The organism is Bacillus sp. MD-5 (genome assembly GCF_002201875.1).
Classification (GTDB): Bacteria; Bacillota; Bacilli; order Bacillales; family Bacillaceae; genus Bacillus; species Bacillus stercoris.
Genome location: NZ_CP021911.1, coordinates 320,829 through 337,375, shown reverse-complemented (window position 1 = coordinate 337,375; position 16,547 = coordinate 320,829). Strand labels below are relative to the sequence as shown.

The following is a 16,547-nucleotide window of genomic DNA, read 5'->3' as shown; positions in this document are numbered from 1 at the left end:
CCGGAAAGGCTCTTTTTTTTATGACTCAAACGCTTCTGCTGCCAGGGTGTGTATCACGGCGTCATCCATCGGCGGGTTATGGAGACCGGCGCGTACATCACGGTAATAGCGCTGAAGCGGGTTGGTTCGTTCAAGGCTTTTGGCTCCGACAATTCTCATCGCTTTATCAACAACAGACAACGCAGCGTTTGTGACGATATGCTTAGCTGCACCGAGCTCGCTTGTCAAGTGTGGACGCCGTTCCGGATCGTCATATAATTGAGCGATATGGAAAAGAAAGTGTCTGGCATTAAGCAGTTCAAGCTCCATTTCACCTGTCCTTTGCTGTACGGCCGGGACATTCTTGATCGGTCCCTTCAAACTGTTTGGAGAATACTCAGAGGCAAATTGCACTGCATAGTCACGCGCAGCTTGAGCAACACCAAGATAAATCGCCGGAATGTGAAGCAGCCAGCCATTCGGCTTAGCTCCACGAGGCCCTTGAAGCAATTCAACCAGCTTATTCTCTTCAAGCATGACTTCGTTCAGTACAAGATCATGGCTCCCTGTCGCCCGCATCGCCATCATATCCCACGTTTCTTCAATCGACAAACCGGGATCATCTTTATGAATGAGAAACACGCCTGTTGTTTGTTTGTCTTCAATCCATGCGGTTACTAAAAAATAATCCAGTGCTTGTGACATCGTCGTAAAGGTTTTTCTTCCATTCACTGCCCATTTGCCATCCTTTTTGACGGCATTTGTACCCGGACGCCCTCCTCTCGTCGGGCTTCCGGTTTTCGCTTCAGTCGCCGCCCTGTTAATGACGGCTCCGTTTTGGACTTCCTTGGCAACAAATGCAAATACGTCTTCATCCCAGCTGTCTCCTTCTCCAAGCTCCCCGATTACGCTCAAATGCCAGCCGATGCTAAGAGCCGCAGGAGCATCTCCCCGTGCAAGCCGTTCTTGAAACAAGAGCATTTCGTAAACAGAAATGCCCCCTCCGCCATGAGAAGCTGGCAATGTTAATGCCGTATAGCCAGCATCACGCAGTTTTTGTATTTTCTCCACAGGAAAACGTCCCTGTTCGTCATCTTCAGCAGCTGTTTGCTGAAATTCATCCGCAATCCGTCCGATTTTCTCCATCCATTGCCGCTGTTGATCGTTTTGTATAAATAATGACATCCGGCAGCCCCCCAAGTTTTAATTCCGATAAATTTAATATGTATTATAGATTTCCTGCCATTTTTCCGCAACTGTTAATCTTTTTGTCCAGTATAGAAAAACACGCCGTTCCCCTAGGGAACAGCGCGATTACACAGGATTTGCATCCCGGTCTTGTTTCATGCCGAGATAAATCAGCATATATGTCAGGTAACCCATTGTCATCACCAGGCCGCCAAAGAAAAAGCTTGAGAAAATCGGCTCTTCAAAAGCGGTCACTGCAGCCAACACAATCCAGCTGGCATACAGATAGATGATAAAATAGCGAATGCCCGTCTTCATTTTATATATCATGTACAGCCCCACGAGAGAAAACAACCCTAGCGCGAGCCTGAAATAAACAAGATGTTCAAACTGAAACATGAATGACACAAATGAGAATCCAAGCAGCAATACGATCGGTAAAGCGGTAATAAAGTTCCTCAATCGAGACACCTCCGTCAGTACCTTTAGTATAAACCAAAATATCAAATGATATTGATTTACGTGAGCTTTTTCACAAAAATGTCATTCCTTGCCTTTAGACCCGAACATCCCGTTTACAGAAGCACCACCAGCCAACGACGATGAAGAATATCGCGTGTATGATGAGAATCCCAATTGAAAACAATGGCGTCATGCCTGAAAACAACGCTGTCTCTCCGCTTCTGTATTGTGTAAAGTCAGTGTTCGCAAAAAGCAAAAAGCTTCCCCACTTGTTTTCAAACAACTTCATGAGCTGAACAAGTGTACTCGCTCCGTATAAAACGACAAAGGAAACAACAACTGCTACCGCGCTATTTCGGAACAGCGAAGAACAAAGCAGGCCGAATAATCCCATCATCACGGCTTCAAGCCAGTTTGACCCGATCAGCGCCAAGGTGTTGATCAGCAATGTCTGTGATTCCGAGGTCACGGATGTGCCAAAAAACACGAGACCGAATAATAAAGCCAAAATGTAGTATGCCACATACAAATAAAAGCTGACCATTACGACTGTGATTAATTTTGACCAAAAAACCTTTTGGCGTTTAACCGGACGAATGAGCAGAAATTTGATCGTCTTTTTATCAAATTCCATCGAAATAATTGTCGCAGCAATCACGATCGTTAAAGCCTGCAGCAAAATGTTCAGGCTCGGTGTATACGATAAATAGCCGATGAAGTTTTCATCTGTCCCGGCACTGACGACAATCCGTTTAATGATCAATGCCATGAAGAATTGGAAGACAGCCATCAGGATCAGAGAAACCAAAGTGACCTTCCGATTAAAAAGTTTCATATGTTCATTCCAAATTAATTTAGACAAGCTCTTCTCCCTCCTCTTGATGAGCAGTCGTCGCTTTTATAAATTCGTCTTCCAGTGATTGCGTGTAAGGCGTAATGGAGAATACATTCAGACCTTGTCCAACAAGTGATCGGTTCAGCTCCGGAATGTTTTCTTTTGCTACCTCAACTACAATCGTCCCAGCTTGGCGCTCAGCTTGATATTGATTGCCTGTCAGCCAATTGAGCGCTTTTTCTTGCGGCTGCACTTCTATAATCGCTTTTTCTGTGGTTTGACCAGTTCCTTGTAAGCTGACTTCCGCTTTGATCTCACCCTTTTGAATGATGATGACACGGTCGCACAGATCTTCAACCTCGCGCAATAAATGAGTGGCGAACAGGACTGCTGTTCCCTCCACTTCTGCGAGCTCCTTAATATGATCGCGAAAATCCTTCATCCCCGCAGGATCGAGGCCGTTTGTCGGTTCATCTAGAATGAGAAGCTTCGGCCGGTGAAGAATTGCCTGAGCTATTCCCAGACGCTGCCGCATTCCAAGAGAATAGGTTTTCACTTTATCATGAATGGCTGACGTCAGCCCGACACGTTCCACCACTTCATCAAGCCGTTCATCCGTTATTTTCCTGTGCATATTCGCAAAGTGCTTGAGGTTTTCCCAGCCTGTCAGGTACGGATAGAACTCAGGGTTCTCGACGATCGCTCCAACCGCTTCCATCGCTTTTTCAAACTCTGTATCATGCTGGAATCCGCTGATTGTCACGCTTCCGCTGTTTTGTTTTAGCAGCCCGACGATGATACGGATAAGTGTTGTTTTTCCGGAACCATTCGGACCAAGCAGACCGATGATTTCACCCTCCATGACGTCCATGCTGATCTGTTTTAAAATCGCTTTAGACCCAATCTTTTTATCGAGGCCTTCAATATGTAAAATCGGCTCAGCCATAAAGCCTTCCTCCTTTTTCAACCAAAAATAAACAGTGCCCAAAATTAGGCACTGTTTGTATTATAGCACTTGTTGCTTCCAAATGTTTGGTTAAACCGATAGAGTCGGCGCTTGCTCAGTCTGCTTATTCTTTTCGGTTTCTGTAATGATGACAGCGCAGGCCGCGTCACCTGTTGTGTTCACCACTGTACGGAGCATATCAAGCAAGCGGTCAATTCCAAGAATCAATCCGATTCCCTCGACAGGCAGGCCGACAGATTGAAGCACCATGGCTAGCATAATCAAACCGACTCCCGGAACACCAGCGGTTCCGACACTTGCCAGCACAGCCGTCAGTATTACCATCAGCAGCTGCGTAAATGTCAGATCATGCCCGAACACCTGCGCGATGAAGACAGTGGCTACCCCTTGCATGATGGCTGTTCCGTCCATATTAATTGTTGCACCGAGCGGCTGGACGAAGCTGCTGATTGGCTCAGGCACTTTTAATTTTTTCTGAGCCACATCCATAGATACCGGGAGTGTCGCATTGCTGCTGGAGGTACTGAACGCCACAACCATAACCTCTGAGAAATTTTTAAAGAACGTGATCGGATTTCTTCTGGCTAAAAGCGCTACTGTAGATCCGTAGGTAACGACTGCATGTATCAGCAATGCAACGGTTACCACAACCATGTACAATCCCATCGCTTTCATTGCACTGAATCCTTGGCTTCCGATAGCTGTCGCAATCAGACCGAATGTACCATACGGAGCGAACTTCATGACAAGATTAACCAAGTACATCATCAATTCATTTCCTTGTTCAACGACTTTGAGAAGCATATCCGCTTTTTTTCCGAGCATTGTAATCCCTAGTCCGACAAAAATGGCAAAAGCAATAATTTGAAGCATATTTCCTTCCGTCATCGCTTGAACAGGATTGGTCGGAATAATGTTTAACAGTGTGTCTGCAATGCTTGGGGCTTTTTCAGCAGTGAATTCGGCAGATGAAGTATCATACGTTCCGAACTCTCCCGGTTTGATGACAAGAGCTAAAATGATGGCAATCGTAATCGCGACTGCAGTCGTGATGAGAAAATAAGAAATGGCTTTCACGCCGATTCTGCCAAGCTTCTTAGGATCGCCCAGCCCGGCTACTCCCAGCGTCAGTGAGAAAAAGACAATCGGAACGACAAGCATTTTAATGAGGTTTAAAAAGATGGTGCCTAGAGGACCAAATACAAACTTATTTAAATTTTCAAATAATTCAGGTGATGTTACGTTAAGAATAATCCCCGTCACAGCACCCAGCACCAATGCAATGATAATCTTTGTAGCCAGCTTCATCCGCATTCCTCCCTCTTTTGAAAAAAGCCCGCGAGAGACTCCCGCGGGCTTTGGCTATACAATCAAACCACAGGACTCTCTCTTCACGCTGATGAGGTTAGCTGACGGGTTCGGACGAAGAGATGTCCGTTTTTCAGATGAAAAATTAACCCCAAAAGATCGGGTCCCCCACTCCTTGTTATAGGATTAAGCGTGTGGCTTACTATTATATGATCTATTTTATTTATACAGAAAAGATCCAATTTTGTAAACTATTTTTTGTTACTTTTTTCTCTGGATCTTTTAGGTCGATCCTCCTTGTTGGTGACATCAAGAATATCAAGGAGAAATACAAAGATCGGAATCCCGATAATTAAGCCCCAAATGCCGAAAAAATGTTCAGAGAAAATGAGTACTGTGAAGGTGAAAAAGATTGGCAGCTCTGTTTTCGCAGACATCAGCTTTGGATTTAAGAAATAGGTTTCGATCGCATGAATGGCGAATATGACAAGCACAATGTAAAGCACATACATTCCGCCGCCAGTGCTGTAGGCGATAATGCTGAGCGGAATCAGGGAAATGACGACGCCTGCCACAGGGATCAATCCAAGGAAGAACACCATAATAGACAGCCCAAACAGCTGCGGGAAGTGCATAATCCAAAGCGCGATAAACGTCAGAATACAATTGACGAGCGCAATGATAAATTGTGCCTCAAGCACCTTGCCGAACGTTCTGGCAAATTTGCTTCCGAAAAAAGCAATTTCCTCATAAAAGACCCTCAGTTTGCTCGTTTTAAATTTCGCCATGAATTCAGAAAGGCGTTTTTTCTCAAATAAGAAAAACATGCTGAGGATAAGCGCCATCACGACCTGCAAACCGAATGTGCTGATATCGGCCAGATACGTATACACTACATTGAAGCCCTCTTTGACATATGAACTGATGTTGATATCTCCGAAAACACTGGTGATCTCATCAAAGAAAGGGATGCGGTCAGGGTGATACGCAATATGTTTAATCTGCTTAACCAGCTGCTGGATCTGCGCCGCGACGACCGGATAAAATACAAAACCTCCGACTGTTAGCAGCACAGCAAGCAGCATGTAAAGAAACGTAATGACAACCCGCTGGCTCACGCGGAAGAACTGGCTTACAAACTGCCGCACGACAAGCTCCAAACGATCCATTAAAAACGTGAAAATGAAGGTAAGCAATATTAAGTTGATCATGCTCTTAAATAGATATAACACACCAGTTAACACGACAAAGATGGAAAAACGCCTTACTCCCGGGTGCTGAAAAAATTTAACTAAAGCGGCCATTTATACACTCCTGTTAGGACAAACGTCCTTCATTCAATATAGTATCCATTTGTAAATTATATAACAAAAAAATGCTGAGGTCTCTGTCCTTACCTTAATAATTCTTAAACAATTAAAAAAACGGCCCATGAATGGGCCGTTCTTTTTTCAAACTGCTGTTTTCATTTTTTTCATGCCTTCAACAGCCTCTACGCTTTTTGCTTCATCAAATTCATTTTCGCTTTTTGCAACAATGATCGTGGCGATTCCGTTTCCGATCAGGTTCACAATGGCTCTTCCTTCACTCATGAAACGGTCGACACCAAGCAGGAGTGCAAGACCCTCCAGCGGAATGACCTGAAGCGCTGACAGCGTTGATGCAAGGACGATAAATCCGCTCCCCGTCACACCTGCCGCTCCCTTCGATGTCAGCATCAGCACGAGGATAATCGTAATTTGCTGGCCGATGCTGAGGTCTACTCCAAACACCTGTGCCAAAAAGACCGTCGCCATTGATAAATAAATGGATGTGCCGTCGAGGTTAAATGAATAGCCCGTCGGAATCACAAGCCCGACAACGGATTTGGAACAGCCGTAGCGCTCCATTTTATCCATCATACGCGGAAGCACCGATTCGGAAGAGCTTGTGCCAAGCACGATCAAAAGCTCATCTTTAATGAAGCGCAGGTAATTCCACAGGCTGAATCCGTAAAGCTTGCAGATGATATTTAAAGCAACAAATACGAACAGGAACATCGTAATATAAACAGACATCATTAAGCTTGCCAGCGGTTTGATGGAATCGAGCCCGAAGTGCCCGATCGTATACGCCATCGCCCCAAATGCCCCGATTGGCGCAGCTCGCATAATGTAGCCGATAATTTTGAAAAAGACGTGAGAAACCTTGTCGAAGAAATCAATGATGCTTTTCCCTTTTTCACCTAATGCCGCAAGACCGACTCCGAAAAGAATAGAAAAGAATAAGACCTGCAAAATGTCCCCTTTTGCGAAGGCATCAACCATGTTGGACGGAACAATGTGTGTCACAAATTCAATCCAGTCGATTCCCTGACCGCCATTTTGCGTGTATTGTGATACATCTCCCTTTTCAAGCTTGCTGTAATCAAGACCCGCACCCGGCTTCATGATGTTGACGACAAATAAACCGATAATGAGTGCGAGGGTGGTGACAACCTCGAAATAGATAAACGCTTTTCCCCCTACTTTTCCAACCTTCTTCATATCGCCCATTTTTGCAATCCCGAGAACGATTGTGAAGAAAATGATTGGTGCGATCACCATTTTAACAGCGTTGATAAATGTATCGCCAAGCGGTTTCATTTCTTTGCCGACATCCGGCCAGACCAGCCCGACAATGACCCCGATGATGACCGCGGTTATGACCTGAACTGTTAAATTTTTAAACAGTTTCATATCCTTCATCCCCCTGTCCTATTCGCCTTTGTGTCTTTCTTACTAGAATGATAGCGTTTTCATATAGTCTGGGGAAGTTTATGATCATAACGGACATTTTGGTCTTTTTGGTCTCAGGTTTATCCTTTTAACACGTAGCGGTTGACCGGCCGGCCGACTCCGCCATATTGAACGTCCAATTTGATGATCCCGGTTTTTTCTAAGTAATCAAGATATCGTCTGGCTGTCACTCTGGCGATGCCGAGCGCCTTGGCGACCTCTTCCGCAGAAAGGGATGCGGTTTGCTGTTTCAAAAATGCAGTGACTTCATTCATCGTGAAGTGATTCAACCCTTTCGGCAGATTCTGTACGGCCTGCTGCGGAATATTCAGGATCGCATCGAGCTGTTCCTGAGACAGCGTATCATTCGCTTCGATTTTTTGTTTATATTGCTTGTACTTTTCGAGCGCCTGTCTCATTCGCTCAAGCTTAAACGGCTTTAAGATATAGTCAACCGCCCCGTTTTGCAGCATAAGTGAGATCGTTTCCTTGTCTTTTGCAGCGGAGACGACAATGACATCCACTTCAAGCTTTTGCTTTCTGATCTCCTGCAAAGTCTTGATGCCGTCTTTTTTCGGCATGTACACATCGAGAATGACGAGATCAGGCTGTTCTTCTTTAATCAGCTTAATGCCTTCCTCTCCGTTTCCTGCTGTTGCACAGACAGTAAAGCCTTTAACAGTTGTAATAAAATCCTTATTGACCTCTTGAACCATCGGATCGTCTTCAATGAGCAGAACCTTCCATTCTTTACGAGCCATGCTGTGCTTCCTCCCCCTTCATTGGAAAAACGATAGAAAAAGATGTCCCCTGCCCCGCATGTGAATCAACTTCTATCGTACCCGATCCTTTGTCTATGATTTGTTTCACTAAATACAGGCCATAGCCTGTGCCGCCTGTTTTATTGACCGTAAAACCTTTGTCATAAAGGTGCGGCATATGTGCCTGTTCAATCCCGCAGCCGTTATCTTCTATTAAAATAGCAAGGATATCATCCGTTTGTTCGATGCTAATGTCAATTCGTTTGTCATCTGATTGAACGGTTTCAAAAGAACCGAAGGCATTTTCAATCAGATTCCCCAAAAGCACGACGATATCATGCTGATCAACATGCTCGGGAAATTGCTGAAGACTGCTGTTTTCATCTATATGAACAGCAATGCCGAGCTCCCTTCCCCTTCTGATTTTACTTAATAGAAGGCCGGCCGCAGCGTCATTTTGAATCGAGCGGTGCAAAAATTCAGTCACATTTTCCTGCTCAGTTGATGCCTGGAATGCAAGCTGCAAGGCTTTTTCAGATTTCCCCAGCTGGATGAGACCGGCGATCGTGTGCAGCTTATTCATATGCTCGTGATTTTGGACACGGAGCGCCTCCACAAAGTTTCTGACACCAGTCAATTCCTCTGCCATCTTGGCTGCTTCCGTTCTGTCCTGAAAAATCGCGACGGCGCCGATCACTTTTTTCTTCATGACGATCGGAATTCTGCTGCTCATGATGACCTTACCGCTGACACGAATTTCTTCATTATAAACCGCTTTGTTTCGCTCCACGATTTCGGGCAGGCGCGAATCCTTGAGAACCTCCCAGATCACCTTGCCGATCAGATCCCCCTGCACTTCAAAGATCTGTTTCGCTTTTTCATTGAAAATCGTAATGATGAGACGGTTGTCAATGGCGATCACCCCTTCATTCATCGAGTGAAACGTCGCCGTCCGCTCTTCATACATTCGGACAATCTCATGTGGCTCAAGCTGAAACATTTGTTTTTTGATATGACGGGCAAGCAAAAAGGAACCCGCAAGTCCGAAGCCGAGTGTCAGCACAACGATGAATGCGATATCACGCTTTAAATGAAGCAGGATGTCAGCAATCCCCGGCAGTGTTTTTCCGACAAGCACCACGCCAATTTGGTTGAGGTCGTGATCCTTAACCGGATAAAAAGCGCGAACCGCCGTGCCGATCTCACCCTTTGCTTCAGAGAAATAAATGTGCTCCGCAAACGCCGCCTCCTCGTCTGCTCCCTCTGATTTCTTGCCAATGCTAGTGCTGACAGGATGCGTATATCGAATGTGATTCATATCCATGACGACAATATAGTCTGCTTCATTAATCATCCTGATTTCTTCAACCGCATGGCGAACCGCTTCTGTTCGTTTTTTTTGCGTCAAAGCTTCTTTCACTTCTGTCATCTCTGACACCGTCCGGGCCGTATTCATCAGCCGCTTTTTCAGCTCCCGCTCCTCTGTATGCTGAATGTTGCCGATGAGCACAATGCCGCCGATCAAAAAGGAGAAAATGACGAGGATATAGGATAAGATCGTGATTTTCCAACGGATTGAGAGCTTCTTTTTGTTCATCAGCTTCTCCTTTCAGGTCTTTACGAATGTCATTGCCCCCATTATCCTTAACATAGGGGAGGGCTTTTCATGAAGAGTTTGCTTGCATGTCTCGCGCTGATGATCGCTGGAATTGCAACCGCTTTATTTATCGGATTCCATGATCATACCGGCAATAAAGAGATTGTTTATGATGACGACCAGGAAGGCTTGCAGGATCAAATCGTCTTTAAATTCAGCCACGTGGTTGCTGAAAATACGCCAAAAGGGCTGGCCGCCAATAAATTCGCTGATTTGGTGAACGAAAAATCAGGCGGGAAAATAAAAATTGAAGTATTTCCGAATGGAAGCCTGTACTCGGACATTGAAGAAATCGAAGCATTGCAAAACGGCGATGTTCAATTTATTGCCCCCTCCACATCGAAGCTCGGCATGCTCTCGCCTGAATGGGGAGTGCTGGATCTACCGTATGCTTTTACAGATTACAATGCCGCCAAAAAAGGGCTGAACGGAAGCATCGGCACACAGCTGTTTGATTCTCTAAAGAAAAACCAATTAAAAGGACTGGCCTATTGGACAAACGGCTTTAAACAAATCACGACAAATCAAGGGCCGGTCAGAACCCCGGATGATTTAAAAGGGCAGGATCTCCGGATTATGCAAAGCGATGTGATTGAGGATCAGTTCAAGCTGCTTGGCGCAATACCCCATCAGGAATCCTTCAATTCTACCTTTCAGCTGCTAGAAAACAATGTAGTTGATGGTGAAGAAAATACAATCTCAAACATCTATTCTAAAAAATTTTATAATGTTCAGGACTATTTGACAATAAGCAGCCATGGTTACCTCGGCTACGCTGTCATGACTGATGAGCATTTCTGGAAGGCGCAAACCCCAGAAACAAGGCGCATTTTGACTGAAGCGATGAAGGAGACAACGGAGTGGAATGAAACGTATGCCGAACAAATGAACAAGGAGCAGCTGGAGGAAATCAAAAAGAATTCTGCTATACATATTTATGAGCTGTCAGATAAAGAGAAAAAAGAATGGATGAAGCGTCTTGATCCTGTTTACCGGCAGTACGAGCCAATCTTTGGCCGGAAGCTGATCAAGGAACTATTGGAGCTCCGAAAAGATTCATAGTTCCCATCTCGATACGCTGGTTTTCGTTTATCTTTCTATTGATCGGAAATATAAAAAGAGATAATCGAAAAAGGAGATGGGTACATGTTTAAGCATACAAAAATGCTGCAGCATCCTGCTAAACCAGATCGTCCAGATCCATTATTCGCTAAAAAAATGCAAGAAATTTTAGGCGGGCAATTCGGAGAAATTTCAGTTGCCATGCAGTACTTATTTCAAGGCTGGAACACAAGAGGAAATGAAAAATACAAGGACTTGCTGATGGATACGGCAACCGAGGAGCTCGGGCATGTTGAAATGATCGCAACGATGATCGCCAGACTTCTAGAGGACGCCCCTCTTGATCAGCAGGAAAAAGCCGCTGAAGATCCGGTCATCGGCTCCATCCTGGGCGGCATGAACCCTCACCATGCAATTGTATCAGGACTTGGCGCCATGCCGGAAAGCAGTACAGGCGTACCTTGGAGCGGCGGTTATATCGTAGCAAGCGGAAACCTGCTGGCAGACTTCCGCGCCAACCTGAATGCGGAATCTCAAGGCCGTCTGCAGGTCGCGCGCCTGTTTGAAATGACGGATGACAAAGGCGTCAAAGATATGCTCAGCTTCCTGCTGGCGCGTGACACGATGCACCAAAATCAATGGCTCGCCGCCATTAAAGAATTAGAAGCACAGGAAGGTCCGGTTGTGCCGGGCACATTCCCGAAAGCGCTCGAAAAACAAGAGTTCTCACATCAGCTTATCAATTTCTCTGAAGGCGAAGAAAGCGCCAAGCAAAACTGGCTGAATGAAAAAGCGCCGGACGGAGAAGCATTTGAATATGTGAAAGAAGCAAAAACGTTTGGAGAAAAACCGGAGTTAAAACCAGCACCGCCTTTTGTTCATAATACACTTCCGGGACGCGAGTAAAGACACAAGCCCAAAACATGATGTTTTGGGCTTTGATTATGCCTTCAGAACCGTCCAGTCTGGTTCATACCGGATATCAGGGTGATGTAACAGATCGTGAACGAACGATTTATCCTCTTCATACAGCGTCACCTCTAGGGAAAGAATCACAGCCTTCTGGTCGTTTTCCTCGTATATGCTGTCATGTTCGTTCTCCATAAAATGATCATAGGCTTCTCTGTTTTCCCATACGCTGATGATTTCTGCGGTGAGCGGCCCGTCTATCATTTTTCGCCAGCCGCCGGCCTGTTTGATGAAGCCATTTACATGTGATAGTGCTTTCCACTCTGACTGCGCTTTTGCAAATGCTTCAGCATTTGCAGTGTCTACTTCACATACAATCCTTTTGATCAGCATGGCTACTCCTCTATGATGACGGTTTCGGCTTGTTTATGCTCGACACAGAGATTCACCGTTCTGACGTAAGAGCGTGTGCGGTGAACCGTGCCTTTCGGGATGAGCAGGCTGTCATTTGCTTTGAGCACCGCGGTTTCTTTGTCCTTAAAGTCGATCAGCAGCTCACCTTCAAGAACAATAAACAATTCGTCTGAGTCAGGGTGATGGTGCCAGTCATATTCTCCTGTAAACACCGCAAGGCGCACGCAGTGGTCATTGACCTCTGAAATTGAAAAATTGGCGTGTTTTTCTTTGACTTCGTTTGCAATAGCGAGCAAGTTTTGCATTTCGGACATTAGCGAAAACCCCTTTTTCACTTATTGTATCGCATTGTCGCATAAATTGAGAAAATTCCCGAAATAAAAAGCGATCCAGCTGATGTGCCGGATCGCTTTTTATTTACAGGTTGTCTGCCTTTATGCTTTTGATTAGTCGTTGTTGCGGGCGTTTCCGCCTTTTGAGCCGATTTCTTGGTAGAATTCTTTATCATGATTTTTGCTTGTAGCCTCTCCGCCTTTACGGCCGATTTCTTGATAGAATTCTTTATCATGATTTTCGCTAGTGGCTTCTCCGCCTTTTTCACCGATTTCTTGATAGAACTCTTTGTCATGATTTTCGCTAGTGGCTTCTCCGCCTTTTTCACCGATTTCTTGATAGAATTCTTTGTCATGGTTATTGCTAGTGGCTTCTCCGCCTTTTTTCCCAATCTCTTGATAGAATTCTTTGTCATGGTTCTTGCTTGTTGTTTCTCCGCCTTTTCTACCTGCTTCTTCTCTGCTCATTTTGTTATTGTCTGCCATTTTGAATTCCTCCTTTAATTGGTGTTGGTTGTTGTATTCCCGCTATCAATTCTTTTAAACAAACAAAACACATTGGGTGTGTTTTCAATAAAAAAAGCAGGCGGATCGCGGTGTCCGTCTGCTTTCTGCTATTCCATCTCTCGTTCTGTTTCTTTCAGCCGTTCAAGAATGCGCCTCTTTTTGTACAGCATCATGCCTGTCTCGGTAATGTCGTTTAATGTTGAGCGATTGGCAGCGGCGCCAAAAACCATTCCGGCGACCGGCACCAGCTGGAATAGCTTTTTCCAGCCAAACGTGTCCCGATAGCCTAAAACGACTTCTCGCCAGCCTTGGATTTGAGATGCGACATTCTTATAAGTACGGTCTTGATCGTAGTGTTTTAATTCTTGCAAAATCGATCTTTTGCCGACAACATCAGCCGACGTCAGCTGCAAACATTTCACAATGAAGACGCGTTCTTTTTTCTCCTTTGGGTCATAGCCGTATGCAACTGCGATATCCTGTAATGTTTTTAGTGATAAGCCAAGCACTGCCGGAATGTCTGCCGCCAGTGTAAACACGCCGCCCACACCGGTTGTCGCGCCTTGAACGGTTGCTGCGTTGATTCTGTTTTTGCCCATTCCTTCCGCAATTTCATCCATGACAGGAAGAGGCGCTTTCCGGACGTCCTCCAGCGATTCAAAGATCTCCTCCGGCAGTTTCTTTTGAAACATCCTGATAATCTGTTTTTCAGATGTCAGGTACTGTCCTCCTGTTTGAACAAAGCTGCCGATCTCATCCAAGAGCTTGCCGATCTTTTTCTGAATGAATTCAGGTGTCAGCTTGTCCAGCAGCTGAAACGGGAGACGGCCGAGCTTTTCCCAAAACCAGACTTTTTGCTGAGCTTTTTCCCATTTTTCTATCTCTTTTAATTGCTGGTGTAAGTCTTCTTTTCGTTCTGTTGTCACTCAACCCGCACTTCCCTTCCGTTTTTTCTACTATATAGTATACCTTCATTTGTTCAGATGCGTTTTTATTTTTCACCTGCGGGTACCATTTTTATAAAAGAAAAAGGAGTGATGGGACATGCCATGGTCAATGAAGGATTATCCCGCTTCATTAAAAAACCTTGAGAAGCCGGTCAAGAAAAAAGCAATTGATATTGCGAATGCGATGATTGATGAGGGCTATGAGGACGGACGTGCGATCCCGATCGCGACAAGCAAAGCGAAGGAATGGGCGGAAAACGCATCTACAGATGAAATTGATGATTTTCTTAAACATGATGACGAGACAGAACGCGATGATGGTTCCAACAGCGGCGGAGACCCAGAACTCATGCATAAAGCAGAGCATGTCATCAAGCATAAAAACGGCTGGGCAGTCAAAGCCGAGGGAGCCAAACGTGCGTCTGACATCAAGGATACAAAGAGAGAAGCGATTGAACGGGCAAAGGAAATCGCTGCGCATAAAGGCACTGAGGTCGTTGTCCATTTGGCTGACGGCAGTGTGCAGAGAACGATCAAAACGGGATCATAAAGCGATGTGCTTTTAGGTGTTTCGAAATAATCAGGAGCGGTTATTGATTGGTAAATCATTTATGAGAGGTGATCATGATGCTTAGCTTTTTGGTTTCATTAGTTGTTGCTATCGTTATCGGATTAATTGGAAGCGCCATTGTAGGAAACCGGCTGCCGGGAGGAATTTTCGGCTCTATGATTGCCGGGCTGATCGGCGCTTGGATCGGACACGGACTTCTTGGCACTTGGGGACCAAGCCTCGCCGGCTTTGCTATTTTCCCGGCCATCATCGGGGCAGCCATCTTCGTGTTCTTGCTGGGCCTGATATTCCGCGGGCTGCGGAAGGAAGCCTAAACTCATTAGATACAGGAGGCATCGTTTCGAACTGAAACGATGTCTTTTTATATGGGACCTTATCCCGAATCCCTACATATCATGTTACATAACAGGGAAAAATTCAGGAATGTATTTTGAACATTTTCGGTTGACAAGAAACCGGGATGGTCATATGATGTAGATAAAATAATTTGCCTTAAGGAAACTCTTTGTTGTACGGCAAAAACAATCAGAATTCAGGTGAGACATGATGAACAAGGACATCACAGCACAATCTCCCCGTTCCAAAGCCGTCCAAGATGCGCTTGACGGGAAAATCAGAGGATTCAGAGGGCTGCTCCCTTTTCTTGGTCCTGCATTTATAGCAGCCATCGCCTATATTGATCCCGGCAACTTCGCAACGAATATTTCGGCGGGTTCTAAATACGGATATATGCTCTTATGGGTAATATTATTTTCCAATATCATGGCGCTTTTAATTCAATCTCTATCCGCCAAACTTGGGATTGCGACAGGCAAAAATCTGCCTGAGGTTGCCCGTGAAGAATTCCCGAAGCCTGTCTCGATTGGATTATGGATTCAGGGCGAGCTTGTCATTATCGCAACTGATTTGGCGGAATTTATCGGAGCGGCTCTGGGACTGTATTTGCTGTTCGGCATTCCGATGCTTGAAGCGTCTATTATAGCGGCGATCGGTTCTTTCGCGATCTTGGAGCTTCAGCGCCGCGGTTATCGCTCACTTGAAGCCGGCATTGCCGGTATGCTGTTTGTGGTCGTGATCGCCTTTGCACTGCAGACATTTTTCGCAAAGCCTGATGCCGTGTCAGTGATGAAGGGCCTCTTTGTCCCGGCGTTTCATGGCACTGACAGTGTGCTCCTTGCAGCGGGTATTCTCGGCGCAACTGTTATGCCGCACGCCATTTATTTGCACTCTGCCCTTACACAGCGGCGGGTGGTCGGCAAAACGGATGCAGAACGGAAAAAAATCTTCAGATTTGAATTTATTGATATTTTAATAGCGATGCTAATTGCAGGAGCTATTAATGCAAGTATGCTGATTGTGGCTGCCGCATTATTTTTCAAAAACGGCCTGTTTGTTGAGGACCTTGATGTCGCGTTTCAGCAATTCGGACATCTTGTCAGCCCTATGTCTGCGGCTTTATTCGGAATTGGGCTGCTCGTTGCCGGGCTATCCAGTTCGTCTGTCGGCACACTTTCAGGCGACGTGATTATGCAAGGATTTATCAACTACCGCATCCCGCTGTATGTACGGCGGTTTATCACGATCATTCCGCCGATCTTGATCATCGCGTCTGGCGTAAATCCGACGACCGCTCTCGTCTTGAGCCAGGTCGTGCTGTCCTTCGGGATCGCCTTTGCCCTCATTCCGCTGATTCTGTTTACAAGCAATAAACGGATCATGGGATCTCTGATCAACGCCAAATGGGTCACAGTGGTGTCTTGGCTGATTGCAGTATTGATCGTCGCTTTGAATGTGTTTTTAATTGTAGATACGTTTCGATAAAAAAACCGGCTGCAAAGCCGGTTTTTTATTTTTGGCAAAAGCTCATTGATACCCTTTTTGACAGAAATTTG

The 16,547-nt window shown here is 45.4% G+C and carries 18 protein-coding genes and 1 riboswitch; of the genes, 5 read left to right on the top strand and 13 right to left on the bottom strand.

Annotation, left to right across the window (positions count from 1 at the left end; translation table 11 throughout):
- Positions 1-18 precede the first annotated feature (18 nt).
- From CDO84_RS01545 to dctS, 9 genes are all read right to left on the bottom strand, one after another.
- Positions 19-1,164 (bottom strand): acyl-CoA dehydrogenase family protein, encoded by a 1,146-nt coding sequence (locus tag CDO84_RS01545; RefSeq protein WP_040084120.1) that lies wholly within the window; start codon positions 1,162-1,164, stop codon positions 19-21.
- Positions 1,165-1,293: 129 nt separating this feature from the next.
- On the bottom strand, positions 1,294-1,629 hold the full coding sequence (locus tag CDO84_RS01540; RefSeq protein ID WP_003225151.1) for a hypothetical protein: 336 nt from the start codon (positions 1,627-1,629) through the stop codon (positions 1,294-1,296).
- A gap of 94 nt (positions 1,630-1,723) precedes the next feature.
- Positions 1,724-2,491, bottom strand: coding sequence for a DUF2705 family protein (locus tag CDO84_RS01535; protein WP_014662842.1), 768 nt, complete (start codon positions 2,489-2,491; stop codon positions 1,724-1,726).
- Positions 2,484-3,410 carry an ABC transporter ATP-binding protein gene (locus CDO84_RS01530; protein WP_040084122.1) on the bottom strand — a complete coding sequence of 309 codons (927 nt, stop codon included), beginning with the start codon at positions 3,408-3,410 and terminating at the stop codon, positions 2,484-2,486. Before CDO84_RS01530 ends, CDO84_RS01535 begins: the two co-directional genes overlap by 8 nt.
- Before the next feature lie 90 nt (positions 3,411-3,500).
- Positions 3,501-4,739, bottom strand: coding sequence for a dicarboxylate/amino acid:cation symporter (locus CDO84_RS01525; RefSeq protein WP_040084124.1), 1,239 nt, complete (start codon positions 4,737-4,739; stop codon positions 3,501-3,503).
- A 72-nt stretch (positions 4,740-4,811) separates the two neighbouring features.
- Positions 4,812-4,942, bottom strand: a riboswitch (cyclic di-AMP (ydaO/yuaA leader).
- 48 nt (positions 4,943-4,990) lie between these two features.
- Complete coding sequence (locus CDO84_RS01520) at positions 4,991-6,043, bottom strand: AI-2E family transporter (RefSeq protein ID WP_040084127.1); 1,053 nt, start codon at positions 6,041-6,043, stop codon at positions 4,991-4,993.
- 147 nt (positions 6,044-6,190) lie between these two features.
- A complete protein-coding gene (gene dctP, locus CDO84_RS01515; protein WP_040084129.1) occupies positions 6,191-7,456 on the bottom strand; it encodes a C4-dicarboxylate transporter DctP in 1,266 nt (421 codons plus the stop codon).
- A gap of 119 nt (positions 7,457-7,575) precedes the next feature.
- Positions 7,576-8,256, bottom strand: a complete 681-nt coding sequence (gene dctR / locus CDO84_RS01510; protein WP_040084131.1) for a two-component system response regulator DctR — start codon at positions 8,254-8,256, stop codon at positions 7,576-7,578.
- The gene (gene dctS, locus CDO84_RS01505) at positions 8,246-9,853 is read right to left on the bottom strand and encodes a two-component system sensor histidine kinase DctS (protein WP_014662837.1); all 1,608 of its coding nucleotides are present in this window, start codon (positions 9,851-9,853) and stop codon (positions 8,246-8,248) included. Before dctS ends, dctR begins: the two co-directional genes overlap by 11 nt.
- A 69-nt stretch (positions 9,854-9,922) precedes the next feature.
- On the opposite strand from dctS, the gene dctB reads away from it, so the two are divergent.
- Complete coding sequence (gene dctB / locus CDO84_RS01500) at positions 9,923-10,975, top strand: C4-dicarboxylate TRAP transporter substrate-binding protein DctB (RefSeq protein WP_014662836.1); 1,053 nt, start codon at positions 9,923-9,925, stop codon at positions 10,973-10,975.
- Positions 10,976-11,059: 84 nt separating this feature from the next.
- On the top strand, positions 11,060-11,881 hold the full coding sequence (locus CDO84_RS01495) for a manganese catalase (RefSeq protein WP_015382816.1): 822 nt from the start codon (positions 11,060-11,062) through the stop codon (positions 11,879-11,881).
- A gap of 36 nt (positions 11,882-11,917) precedes the next feature.
- Here the strand turns inward: CDO84_RS01495 and CDO84_RS01490 are convergent, their stop codons facing one another.
- The 4 genes from CDO84_RS01490 to CDO84_RS01475 all read right to left on the bottom strand — a co-directional run bounded on the left by CDO84_RS01490 (position 11,918) and on the right by CDO84_RS01475 (position 14,063).
- A complete protein-coding gene (locus CDO84_RS01490; protein ID WP_040084132.1) occupies positions 11,918-12,277 on the bottom strand; it encodes a YdbC family protein in 360 nt (119 codons plus the stop codon).
- Between the two features lie 2 nt (positions 12,278-12,279).
- Positions 12,280-12,612: a cupin domain-containing protein gene (locus CDO84_RS01485; RefSeq protein ID WP_014662833.1), complete on the bottom strand. Its 333-nt coding sequence runs from the start codon at positions 12,610-12,612 to the stop codon at positions 12,280-12,282.
- 132 nt (positions 12,613-12,744) lie between these two features.
- The gene (gene gsiB / locus CDO84_RS01480) at positions 12,745-13,116 is read right to left on the bottom strand and encodes a glucose starvation-inducible protein GsiB (RefSeq protein ID WP_014662832.1); all 372 of its coding nucleotides are present in this window, start codon (positions 13,114-13,116) and stop codon (positions 12,745-12,747) included.
- Positions 13,117-13,244: 128 nt separating this feature from the next.
- A complete protein-coding gene (locus CDO84_RS01475; RefSeq protein WP_014662831.1) occupies positions 13,245-14,063 on the bottom strand; it encodes an EcsC family protein in 819 nt (272 codons plus the stop codon).
- A gap of 118 nt (positions 14,064-14,181) precedes the next feature.
- Here CDO84_RS01475 and CDO84_RS01470 point away from each other — a divergent pair, with 118 nt between their 5' ends.
- From CDO84_RS01470 to CDO84_RS01460, 3 genes are all read left to right on the top strand, one after another.
- A complete protein-coding gene (locus tag CDO84_RS01470; protein WP_014662830.1) occupies positions 14,182-14,634 on the top strand; it encodes a DUF2188 domain-containing protein in 453 nt (150 codons plus the stop codon).
- Between the two features lie 77 nt (positions 14,635-14,711).
- Positions 14,712-14,969: a GlsB/YeaQ/YmgE family stress response membrane protein gene (locus CDO84_RS01465; RefSeq protein ID WP_003246519.1), complete on the top strand. Its 258-nt coding sequence runs from the start codon at positions 14,712-14,714 to the stop codon at positions 14,967-14,969.
- Positions 14,970-15,198: 229 nt separating this feature from the next.
- Complete coding sequence (locus CDO84_RS01460; RefSeq protein ID WP_014662829.1) at positions 15,199-16,476, top strand: Nramp family divalent metal transporter; 1,278 nt, start codon at positions 15,199-15,201, stop codon at positions 16,474-16,476.
- Positions 16,477-16,547: the final 71 nt, after the last annotated feature.

Coding starts and splice junctions, on each gene's coding strand:
- CDO84_RS01520 (WP_040084127.1), bottom strand. CDS start 6,043: ATGGCCGCTTTAGTTAAATTTTTTCAGCACCCGGGAGTAAGGCGTTTT.
- CDO84_RS01460 (WP_014662829.1), top strand. CDS start 15,199: ATGATGAACAAGGACATCACAGCACAATCTCCCCGTTCCAAAGCCGTC.
- CDO84_RS01485 (WP_014662833.1), bottom strand. CDS start 12,612: ATGTCCGAAATGCAAAACTTGCTCGCTATTGCAAACGAAGTCAAAGAA.
- CDO84_RS01490 (WP_040084132.1), bottom strand. CDS start 12,277: ATGCTGATCAAAAGGATTGTATGTGAAGTAGACACTGCAAATGCTGAA.
- dctP (WP_040084129.1), bottom strand. CDS start 7,456: ATGAAACTGTTTAAAAATTTAACAGTTCAGGTCATAACCGCGGTCATC.
- CDO84_RS01545 (WP_040084120.1), bottom strand. CDS start 1,164: ATGTCATTATTTATACAAAACGATCAACAGCGGCAATGGATGGAGAAA.
- CDO84_RS01465 (WP_003246519.1), top strand. CDS start 14,712: ATGCTTAGCTTTTTGGTTTCATTAGTTGTTGCTATCGTTATCGGATTA.
- dctR (WP_040084131.1), bottom strand. CDS start 8,256: ATGGCTCGTAAAGAATGGAAGGTTCTGCTCATTGAAGACGATCCGATG.
- CDO84_RS01525 (WP_040084124.1), bottom strand. CDS start 4,739: ATGAAGCTGGCTACAAAGATTATCATTGCATTGGTGCTGGGTGCTGTG.
- dctS (WP_014662837.1), bottom strand. CDS start 9,853: ATGAACAAAAAGAAGCTCTCAATCCGTTGGAAAATCACGATCTTATCC.
- CDO84_RS01470 (WP_014662830.1), top strand. CDS start 14,182: ATGCCATGGTCAATGAAGGATTATCCCGCTTCATTAAAAAACCTTGAG.
- dctB (WP_014662836.1), top strand. CDS start 9,923: ATGAAGAGTTTGCTTGCATGTCTCGCGCTGATGATCGCTGGAATTGCA.
- CDO84_RS01495 (WP_015382816.1), top strand. CDS start 11,060: ATGTTTAAGCATACAAAAATGCTGCAGCATCCTGCTAAACCAGATCGT.
- gsiB (WP_014662832.1), bottom strand. CDS start 13,116: ATGGCAGACAATAACAAAATGAGCAGAGAAGAAGCAGGTAGAAAAGGC.
- CDO84_RS01530 (WP_040084122.1), bottom strand. CDS start 3,410: ATGGCTGAGCCGATTTTACATATTGAAGGCCTCGATAAAAAGATTGGG.